Source organism: Streptomyces milbemycinicus (assembly GCF_002154605.1).
GTDB classification, from domain to species: domain Bacteria; phylum Actinomycetota; class Actinomycetes; order Streptomycetales; family Streptomycetaceae; genus Streptomyces; species Streptomyces milbemycinicus.
Window position 1 is genome coordinate 1 of the sequence record NZ_MUNE01000631.1, and the last position, 9559, is coordinate 9559.

Below are 9559 nucleotides of genomic sequence, written 5' to 3' on the forward strand. Positions count from 1 at the left end.
ATGGCCGCCGCGGCCATCGGAATGGCCCTGCTCGGCGAGCGTGTCCACGGCGGCCCTGCCGGGGTCGCGCTGGCCGGCCTGGGCGCCGTGGTGGCCGCGCGCGGCGTCGTGCTGCTCACCCGCGCCACGCATCCGGCACTCACCGCGCCACCGCTCCCGGAGCCGCGTACACCGGCGGAACCGCTCCTGGTCAGGGAACCGCTCGTGGTGGCGGAGCCGATCCTGGTCGCCGAGCCGATTCTGGCCCCCGACCCGTTCCTGGTCAGCGCGCCGGGACGGTGATCACGGCCGGCCTGGCCGGCCGTGATCACTCTCGCCTTGTCCGCCCTGCCGGCGGGCGGCCTTCTGGCGCCGACCGCGGTCGGGCTCTTGTCTGAATCTGACGGGTCGTCATATCTTCTCTTGGAAAGAGCGGGAGGAGACACGGGGTGGAACCGCACACCACACCCACGGCCGCACCGAAGGTGCGCGCCCGCGCGGTGACCCGCACCTTCGGACACTCGGGCAGGCAAGTGCACGCGCTCGGGCCACTCGATCTGGACGTCCAACACGGAGAGTTCTGCTGCGTCGTCGGCCCGTCCGGCTGCGGCAAGTCCACCTTTCTGCGCATCGTCGCCGGGCTCGTCCGCCCCAGCGGTGGCGAGGTCGAGCTGCGCGCGGGCCGGCGCCACCCGGCCGCGATGATCCCGCAGGACTACGGGATCTACGACTGGAAGACCGTCCTCGCCAACGTCCGCTTCGGCCTCGATGTGCAGCGCGTCCCGCGCAAAGCAGCCAACGCACGGGCCCGGGACTGGCTGGACCGGCTGGGCCTCGCCGACTTCGCCGATGCCTACCCGGCCGCGCTGTCCGGCGGTATGCGGCAGCGGGTGGCGATCGCCCGCGCGCTCGCCGTGGAGCCGGAGGTGCTGCTCATGGACGAACCGTTCGCCGCGCTCGATGCCCAGCTGCGCACCATCCTCCAGGACGAACTGCTCGCGGTGTGCCAGGCGACCCGTATCACCGCGCTGTTCGTCACCCACAGCCTGGAGGAGGCGATCGTCCTCGGGGACCGGGTGGTGGTGATGTCCGCCAGACCCGGCCGGGTGATCGCCGAACGCCGGCCGCCGTTCGAGCGCCCGCGCACCGGGCAGCTGCGCCGCTCCCCGGAGTTCGCCGCGTTGCAGTCCGAGCTGTGGGAACTGCTGCGCGGCGAGGTGCAGACGGGGGCCGGTGGCGCCGCGATGGCGCAGTCGGCGGGGAAGCGATCGTGAACGGCGAGGCCGCGCTCGGCGCGGACCGCGGCGCCCAGGCCGATGCGGCACCGGACGGGCCCGCCGAAACCGTGCTGGTGCGGCGCCCCGGGCCCCGGGAGCGCGACCCGGTCCGCGCCCACCGACGCCGTCTCGCCGTCGAGATCTCCCTGGCCGTCGCCGTGCCCACGGCGCTGATCCTGCTGTGGCAGCTCGCCGCCTACCGGCACTGGATCGACCCCCGTGTCTACCCCGCCCCCTCCACGATCGCGGCCGACGGCTGGCAGCGTGCCGCCGACGGCAAGCTGTGGCCGGACGTATGGGCCACGCTCCAGCGGGTGATCGCTGGCTATGCGGTCGGCACGGCCGCGGGCTATGCCGTCGGGCTGCTGATGGGCGCGGTGCGGATCGTCCGCGCGGCGCTTGAGCCCCTGCTCGACGCGCTGTACGTGGTGCCCAAGCTCGCGCTGCTGCCGGTGTTCCTCAATATGTTCGGCCTCGGCGAGGGCCCGCAGATCGCACTCGTCGCCACCACCGTCTTCTTCTTCGTCTGGATCTCCACGATGGCGGCCGTGATGGGCGTCGCCGAGGGGTACCGGGAGGCCGGTCAGGTCTTCGGCGCGGGCCCCTGGCAGATGTTCCGCCATGTGCTGCTGCCCGCCTCGCTGCCGCAGGTCCTGGTGGGCATGCGGGTCGCGGCCGGGGTGGCGGTCCTGGTGATCGTCGCCTCCGAGCAGATCGCCGCGGACAACGGGCTCGGCCATCTCATTTTCGACTCGCGGGCGCTGTTCCAGAACGACGTGATGTTCGTCGGCATCGTCTGCGTGGCCGTGCTCGGTGTGGTCTTCTCCGAACTCGTGCGCTTCGTCGGCCGCCGGCTCACCCCCTGGGCGCCCCGGGACCGTGGCCGCCCCCAGTCCTGACCCCGACTCCAGATCACACTCCTGATCCCCGATCTCATCTCGGCCTCACCGGAACCGGAAGGCAACACCCATGCCAGCACCCGGACCCTTCCTCACCCGCGCCCTGGCCACCGCCGTGACCCTGCTGGGCGTCCTCGGCCCCCTCACCGCCTGCGATGTGCAGACCTCCGACTCGGCGCACTCCGGCGCCGAGCGCAAGGCCCGGCCGATCGCGCCCGTCGCAGGCTGCGCCAAGGGCTGGACCGACCCCTCCGACCTGTCCGAGGACCGCGCGCCGGCCCGCTGTGAGCCCGGCGCTCCCGCGCCCAAGCCGCTCAAGAAGAAGACGAAGGTCGTCGTCTCCGCCAGCACCCTGAACGCCGAGTATCTGGCGCCGCTCCAGATCGCCCTGGCCAAGGGCGAGTTCGTCAAGGAGAACCTGGACGTCGAGGTGAAGCTGCTGCCCACCCCGGACGCGCTGCCGCTGCTGGCCAAGGGCGATATCGACGTCCAGTACGCGGCGCCGGAGGCGGGCGTGCTCAACGGCATCCGGCAGGGGTTCGACATCCGCTGGGTCGCCGGGAACTTCTCGCCCGCGCCCGGCTCCAAGAGCGGGTTCTGGGCCAGGCTGCGGCCCGGACAGACAGCGGACGAGGTCGGGCTCAAGGACCGCACCGTCGGCACGCTCATCGGCAAGGGCTCGGTCATCATGTATCCGATGGAGAAGGTGCTGGCCAAGCACCAGGCCGACGTGGACAGCGTCCGCTTCCAGCAGCTCGGCCCCGCCGAAGTCCTCACCGCGCTGAAGAACGGCGGCGTGGACGCGGCATGGCTGCTCGACCCGGTGTGGCGCGAGGTGGACGGCGACGCCGGCTACGCGTTCCTCGGTGGTCAGCCGCGGGGCGAACCGCTGGGCGGCCTTCTCTTCGGCCCCGATCTGCTGACGGGCGATCCGGACGCGGGAGTGGCGTTTCTGCGCGCCTACATCCGCACCGTGAACACCTACTTCGCCGGGGACTACAAGAAGGACAAGGCGTTTGTGAAGGAGCTCGGCCAAGCGCTCAAGACCGAGCCGGACACGCTGGCCGCCGTGCCGTCGCTGCGCATGGACTGGGAGATCCGCGACGGCACAGCGGACCGTCTGCAGAAGGCCTACGCCGCGGCCGGTGTGACCGAGGGCGACCCGCTTCCCGAGGACCGGGTCGTGGACCGCTCGTTCTACGCGGAGGCGGTCGGCCACAAGCCGTAAGTCATGAGGGCCGCTGAGGTCAGTCGAAGACGAACGGGCCCGGCGTCTGCTTGGCCAGCGCATTGCAGGTGATCACGACGGCCCCGATCGACATGCGCAGCGAGCCGCCGCCCAGATAGGAGTCCAGACTGTCGCCGGGCGCCACTGTGCCGACGAGCGTGACCTGGATCGGGAAGCCCGCCGGGATGGCCGGGCTGGATGTGTTGGTGAACTTGGTCGTCCCCGGGCCGCCGTTCTTCTCGAACAGCAGAGTGGCGGAGATGGTGTTCGCCGGGATCGCGACCGGGGCGGTCAGGTCCGGGGAGCCGGGCGTGATGGTGGCCCTGGTGCCGTTCTGGGCGGCGTGGAGGGTGAGCTCCACGGTGCCGAACGTACCGCAGTTGTACGGGGCCGTGGCGGTGTCCGGCGACACGGCGGAGGCCGTGGGCGCCAGGGCCACGGCCCCCGCGAGCAGCGCCGCGCAGGCGGCGGCGGTGGCCGTGGCGCGTAATCCGGGAGTGGTACGTCTCATCGCTCGTCCCGTCCGATCCATGTCCGCATCGCTGATGCCCGGTCAAAGGGTGGGGCTCATTGACGCGCAGGGATCTTCAGAAGGCAAGCGCCGTGCCGCTCCCGGCGGCCGGGTGTGAGCGGGTTGTGTTCCGGCGGGTCAGGAGGCCGTCTTACGGGCGACGCCCACCCAGAAGGAGACCTCCTCGTCGGTCACGTCGCCGGTGTCGGTCCCGGTGTCCGGGGCGGCGAGGTCGGGGTGCCAGCGGTGCGGCACCTCGATGCCCGGCTCGACCAGCTCAAGACCCGTGAAGAACCGTTCCACCTCGGCCTTGGTGCGGATTTTCCCCTGGATGCCACCACTGTGGTAGATCTGCACGGTCCGCTGGGTGGCCTCGGGGTCGAAGTCCGGTGTGATGTGGCTCAGCACCAGATACGAACCGGGGGCCAGCGGCTCGAGCAGGCGCTGCACGATCGCGTACGGGTCCCACTCGTCGGGGACGAAGTGCAGCAGCGCGCACAGGCTCAGGGCGACGGGCTGGGAAAGATCCAGCACCTCGGTGAGTTCCGGGGCGTTCAGGATGGTGTCCGGCTCGGCGACATTCGCGTCGACGTAGGCGGTGCGCCCCCGCGGGTCGCTGCCGAGCAGGGCCTGGGCGTGGGCGAGGACGATCGGGTCGTTGTCGGCGTAGACGATCCGGGCTTCCGGGGCGATCGACTGCGCGACCTCGTGGAGGTTGGGGCTGGTCGGAATGCCGGTGCCGATGTCGAGGAACTGGCGGATGCCGCGCTCGGCGGCCAGGTACCGGATCGCGCGGTGCATGAAGGCGCGGTTGGTGCGGGCGGCAATCATGACGCCCGGCCACATGGTGAGCACCTTGGCGGCGGCCTGGCGGTCGGCGACGTAGTTGTCCTTGCCGCCCAGGAAGTAGTCGTACATCCGGGCGCTGTGCGGCTTGCCCTGGTTGAGGGGGCTGCTGGGGGGCTCCGGTCCGCTTCCGGTCTGGGCTGCTACCCCTTGAGCGGTCACGTGTGATCTCCTCGTTTCAGGGCTTTTCAGGGCTGTTCGGCGCACGATCCTCGACCGCGCGTCCTGGCACAGGATCGTAAGCCGCCCGCCCACCCCGCGCCTTCACGGGGTGGGCATAACTGTCCTGGCGAAGCCCCAAGTTGTCCACGTCCGGTTCGGCTCAGTCGGGCAGCCCCCACGGCTTGGCGTCGCCCACGGCCGGCACATCGCGCGGGTCCAGGTCGGGGTCGGTGCCGCGCGGCACGACGACCGCCGTCCCGTCCCGGCCCAGCGGGATCTCGATACGGCCGGGCGCGGTCTGTCGGTACCTCAGCCGCCGTCCGCGCTCGTCCCGTACGTCGATGGCGCCTTCGATGCCGTGCGCCAGCACCAGCGGCGCGCCCGCCTCGCTGTGGACGCGCACCCACCGCGTCCGGCCGCCCGAGCGGTCCGCATCCACCAGGAAGGCGCCCTGGGTGCGCAGGGACTGCACGGAGGCGTCCGGCCAGCGCCGCGACAGGGAGGGGAAGACCCGTACGACGCCGCCGTGGCTCTGCACGGCCATGTCGAGGATCGACTGGGTCGCCGTCAGCGGGCTCTCCGTGCCCAGGTTCCCGCCCTCCACATACATGGTGTTCGGGGTCATCCAGGCGTTGTTGATGACGTTGCCGTCGGTGAAGAAGGTGAGGAAGTCCAGGGCTTCCTCGGGCCGTTCCATCCGCGATGTCATCGAGGAGGCGACGCCGTAGCTGTAACCCGCCCACAGACTCCGGTCCCTGACCCAGTGGTCGAAGGTCGTGCGCATGATGTCCCGGTCGCCCGCCCGGTCCCAGTCCAGCTCGCCCAGCGGATAGAGCCACAACAAATGGGAGAAGTGGCGGTGGGACTCGGTCAGCGGCTTGTCCGCACCGATCATGACCCCGGTCGCGTCGCGCGGATAGTCCACCAGCCGCCGGAGGATCTCGCGCCAGCGCGGGGCGCGCGGATGGTCCGTACGGAGGATGCGCAGACAGTCCAGCAGGGTGGCGCAGCCCCAGCGCAGCAGCGACAGGTCGTACGTGCAGTCCTCGGCGTCCGCCCACTCGGGCGACCGGGTCAGCGGCAGATGCAGTTTGCCGTCGCTGCCTGAGTTCAGGAAGTGGTCGTAGAAGTTCACCGCCTTGACGAGGATCGGGTAGAGGACGTCCCGCACGATCCGCACGTCCATGGTGTGGCGGTAGCTGAGCCAGACGTTGTGCATGGCCCAGATGAGATTGCCGTTGTTGTCGGTCTTGGTGGAGGTGCCGGGGATGCCCACGGTCTTCGCGCCGGGGCGCAGCATCCAGTCGGAGGGGTGGGCCAGGGCGTAGGTCTGGCCGTCCTGGTACTCCGGCGGCACCGAGAGCGGCAGATACTTCTCGAAGGTCTTGAAGGTGGAGGTGACCGAGTCGAGTTCGAGGTGGTTGGACCCCTGGATCAGCCAGGTGGCGATCTGGACGTTGAGATTCCACCACACCGCGGTCCAGCTGCCGCCGGTCTCCGGGTACCACGGCCCCCACTCGGACATCGAGGGTCCGCCCGCCCGGGTGGCGCACGCGGCCTTGTAGAGCTGGATCCAGTAGAAGTCCTGGAGCCGCTTGTCGGGTACGGACAGCAGGCTGCGCCGGTAGAAGCGGTGCCACCAGCCGCGGTGCTCGCGCACCAGCTCGTCCGGGTCGGCGGCCAGCGTACGGGCCACTTCGGCGACGGCCAGCTCGGTGGTGCCGGCCAAGTCCTCGGGGAAGCGGTAGACGATATGCGCGGCGAGCAGACGACCGGTGCCCACCCGCCGTTCGCGCCAGGCGGTGGCCCAGCCGCCGCCGGCGATCAGGGGCTGCTGGACATAGTGGGTGGCGCCCGTGGAACCGGTACGGGCGTCGGGGTTGCCCGTGTAGTCCGCGGGCTTGTCCTTCTGCCGGGGCGAGATGGCGGGCATCCAGGTGAACGACCACGCCGCGGTCTGCTCGCCCGCGCTCGGTTGGGTGGAGATCAGCAGCGCGGTACGGGAGTTGTGGACCAGCATGGAGAAGCGGACGCTGCCCCGCGTGGTGGTGACGGTGCCACGCAGCTCGGCGTCCCAGAGGTCGAGGGTCCAGTCGATATCGGTCACCTCACCGGCGAGCGTGAGGTCGAAGTGGCCGATGGGCAGCCGTGAGAAGCCGTACGGGGCGCGCCACTGCGGCCGTTGGTCCTGCACCTGGCTGTGGCTGACCATGACTTTCACCGAGTTGGCCGTGGCGCCCCGGTAGATCTGCACACCGAGCAGCCCGTTGCCGAGGAAGGGCCCGTCCTTCCAGTCGCCCGGCAGCCGCCGCCACCGCATGGCGGCTGCTCTCACCAGCCGCTCATGGGTGTTTCCCGCCCGGTCCGAGGCTCCTTGGGGCGCGGCCCATGCGGTGCCTGATCCGGTCAGCCAGCCTCCGGCGCCGACGGCGGCGGCCGTGCCGATCACACCTCGCCGAGAGATTCCGTTCCCCGTCCCTGAGGTCACGTACATGCCTCCCATACCTGGTTGTGAACTTCCGGGCATAGTGCAGGCTCGCGGGGCGGTAAGGAAGACCTCCGACCTATTGCAATTTGTGGAGGTGGTGAAGTCGCAGGTGAGGGGATACGGCGACGATGGGCCGTCGAAAGGTCCGATCAGACAGCCCTGTTGGAGGGGTGGGCCAGCGGCACGGGGAGGCCGTCCAGGAAGAGCGCCCCGGCGAGCACCGCGGCGCTGCCCCGGGGCGTGACGCCGAGTTCACCCAGCTCGGCGTCCAGTCTGGCCAGGGCGGCCGCGCCCGCGGCCGTCGCCGTGCCGCCCGCCTCCAGGACGCCGCGCGCCCCGTCCTGCACCCGTCGGAGCCCGGGCGGGCCCGCGTGGTACAGCGGCCCGGTGTCCTGGAGCGTGCTCATCACGGTGAGCAGCGCGTCGAGGCGGGCCTGCGCCTCCGTGGCCCCCGTACTCCGCGCCCGGGACAGGGCGTCCAGGGCGCGGCGTACATGCGGAAAACCGGCCCGCGCCTCGCCGCGCGCCCCCGCAGCGCCGTAGGTGGCGGAGACCTGCGAGCCCGGCGAGGGCCTGCGCGGGGCGCGCCGGTCCGGGTGGGCCGCGATCCGCTTGGCGGCGGCGGGCAGTTCACGGGGCGGGGCGTCGGGCTCCAGGGCGGCGGCCGCGACCAGCAGCCCCGTCACCCACAGTGCCCCGCGGTGCGGGCCCGCGGCAGGTCCCCCGCAGGCCCGGGACATCGTCCACTCGGCACCCCGGCCGATCGCGCCCAACTCCTCGCGGAGCGCCGGCGTCGGCCCGCCGGGGCGGCGGGCCGACGCCGCGATGGCCGCGAACGCGGGCGTCAGCGCCTTGGCCGACCAGCGCAGCGTCAGCAGATCCGCGCCGGTCGTCCGGGCCCGCAGATCGCGGGCATCGGCGAGGCCGGGCTTGGGCGTGAGCTCCGCCTGCGCGATCAGGGCGCGCACCGCCGCCTGCGCCAGAGCGTCGTCCATGGCATCCACGGACCGGGACGGTAGTCGGTGAACCTGTCGGGAAGGTGAGCCCTACCTGTGCGCGGGCTGTGCGGGGGCGGCCCCGGCCGGATGGGTGCTGTCGGTGCTGTCGGCGGGAGCGTTGAGATCGCGGTCGACCGTCTCCGGCGCCATCCGGGTGGCGATCAGGCTGACCGCGGCGACCAGCGACATATAGGCGGCCACCGGTATCCAGGACCCCGAGAAGGCGCTGACCAGCGCGGTGCAGATCAGTGGCGCGACCCCACCGCCGATCACGGAGGAGAACTCCCGGCCGAGGGTGACCCCGGCGTAGCGGTAGCGGTTTCCGAACAGCTCGGGGAAGTAGCTCATCTGCACCCCGACGGCCCCCTGGCAGGCCAGGACGAAGCCGATGACGACGGCCACGGTGATCGCGACCTTGGAGCCGGAGTTCAGCGCGACGAAGGTGGGGGTCGGCAGCAGCACCAGGGCGCCGACGATCAGGGAGTACACCGGGCGCCGCCCGAAGCGGTCCGAGAGCGTGCCGAAGCACACCGCCGCGACGCCGCCGCACAGCGCGCCCAGCAGCAGCACCTCAGGGACGAAGTCCTTGTCGACACCCACCGAGGACACCAGGTACGAGGCCATGAACACCTGGTAGGTGTACGACTGGGTGCTGATGCCGAAGTTCATGAAGAGCACCAGGAGCGTCGGCTTCCTGCCGTGCTTGAAGACCTCCTTCACCGGGGAGGCGGGCCGCTCATGCTGCTGCTTCAGCTCCTTGAAGACGGGGCTCTCGGTGAGCTTGCGCCGGAAGACCATGGCGACCACGGTGACCAGGAGGCTGCTGCCGAAGACGAGCCGCCAGCCCCAGCTCATCAGGGCGTCGTCGGACAGGCGCTGGGCGAGGATCCAGGCCACGGCCCCGAGGGCGGTGCCCAGCGCGGCGCCGGTCATCACGAGGGAGGCCAGTCTTCCGCGCCGCCCGGTGGCCGCCGTCTCGGTGAGCAGGGTGGCGCCTCCTGACTGTTCGGCGCCCGCGCCGAAGCCCTGGGCCATCCGGCAGAGCAGCAGCAGGATCGGGGCGAGCAGGCCCACTTGGCCGTACGTCGGCAGCAGACCGATCGCCAGCGTGGATCCGCCCATCAGCAGCAGCGTCGCGACCAGCACCCACTTGCGGCCGAGCCGGTCCCCG

Annotated in this window: 8 protein-coding genes and 1 pseudogene; 4 read left to right on the forward strand and 5 right to left on the reverse strand. The window is 71.3% G+C overall.

Annotated elements, in window-relative coordinates; translation table 11 throughout:
* The 4 genes and pseudogenes from CCN51_RS41005 to CCN51_RS41020 all read left to right on the forward strand — a co-directional run.
* A pseudogene (locus CCN51_RS41005) lies at window positions 1-282 on the forward strand (hypothetical protein); the annotation flags it as partial.
* A gap of 146 nt (window positions 283-428) precedes the next feature.
* Window positions 429-1253, forward strand: a complete 825-nt coding sequence (locus CCN51_RS41010) for an ABC transporter ATP-binding protein (protein ID WP_014174465.1) — start codon at window positions 429-431, stop codon at window positions 1251-1253.
* A 71-nt stretch (window positions 1254-1324) separates the two neighbouring features.
* Window positions 1325-2155 carry an ABC transporter permease gene (locus CCN51_RS41015; RefSeq protein WP_086013723.1) on the forward strand — a complete coding sequence of 277 codons (831 nt, stop codon included), beginning with the start codon at window positions 1325-1327 and terminating at the stop codon, window positions 2153-2155.
* A gap of 70 nt (window positions 2156-2225) precedes the next feature.
* Entirely contained in the window at window positions 2226-3383 is a 1158-nt protein-coding gene (locus CCN51_RS41020; RefSeq protein WP_014174463.1) for an ABC transporter substrate-binding protein, read from the forward strand.
* 19 nt (window positions 3384-3402) lie between these two features.
* Here CCN51_RS41020 and CCN51_RS41025 read toward each other — a convergent pair whose 3' ends face one another.
* The 5 genes from CCN51_RS41025 to CCN51_RS41045 all read right to left on the reverse strand — a co-directional run.
* Window positions 3403-3894, reverse strand: a complete 492-nt coding sequence (locus tag CCN51_RS41025; RefSeq protein WP_014174462.1) for a hypothetical protein — start codon at window positions 3892-3894, stop codon at window positions 3403-3405.
* A 138-nt stretch (window positions 3895-4032) separates the two neighbouring features.
* Complete coding sequence (locus CCN51_RS41030) at window positions 4033-4902, reverse strand: SAM-dependent methyltransferase (RefSeq protein WP_014174461.1); 870 nt, start codon at window positions 4900-4902, stop codon at window positions 4033-4035.
* Window positions 4903-5062: 160 nt separating this feature from the next.
* Window positions 5063-7390: a glycosyl hydrolase family 95 catalytic domain-containing protein gene (locus tag CCN51_RS41035; RefSeq protein WP_342749414.1), complete on the reverse strand. Its 2328-nt coding sequence runs from the start codon at window positions 7388-7390 to the stop codon at window positions 5063-5065.
* Between the two features lie 149 nt (window positions 7391-7539).
* A complete protein-coding gene (locus CCN51_RS41040) occupies window positions 7540-8385 on the reverse strand; it encodes a triphosphoribosyl-dephospho-CoA synthase (RefSeq protein ID WP_014174459.1) in 846 nt (281 codons plus the stop codon).
* 51 nt (window positions 8386-8436) lie between these two features.
* The coding region (locus tag CCN51_RS41045) for an MFS transporter (RefSeq protein WP_086860721.1) at window positions 8437-9559 on the reverse strand (1123 nt) is incomplete at its 5' end.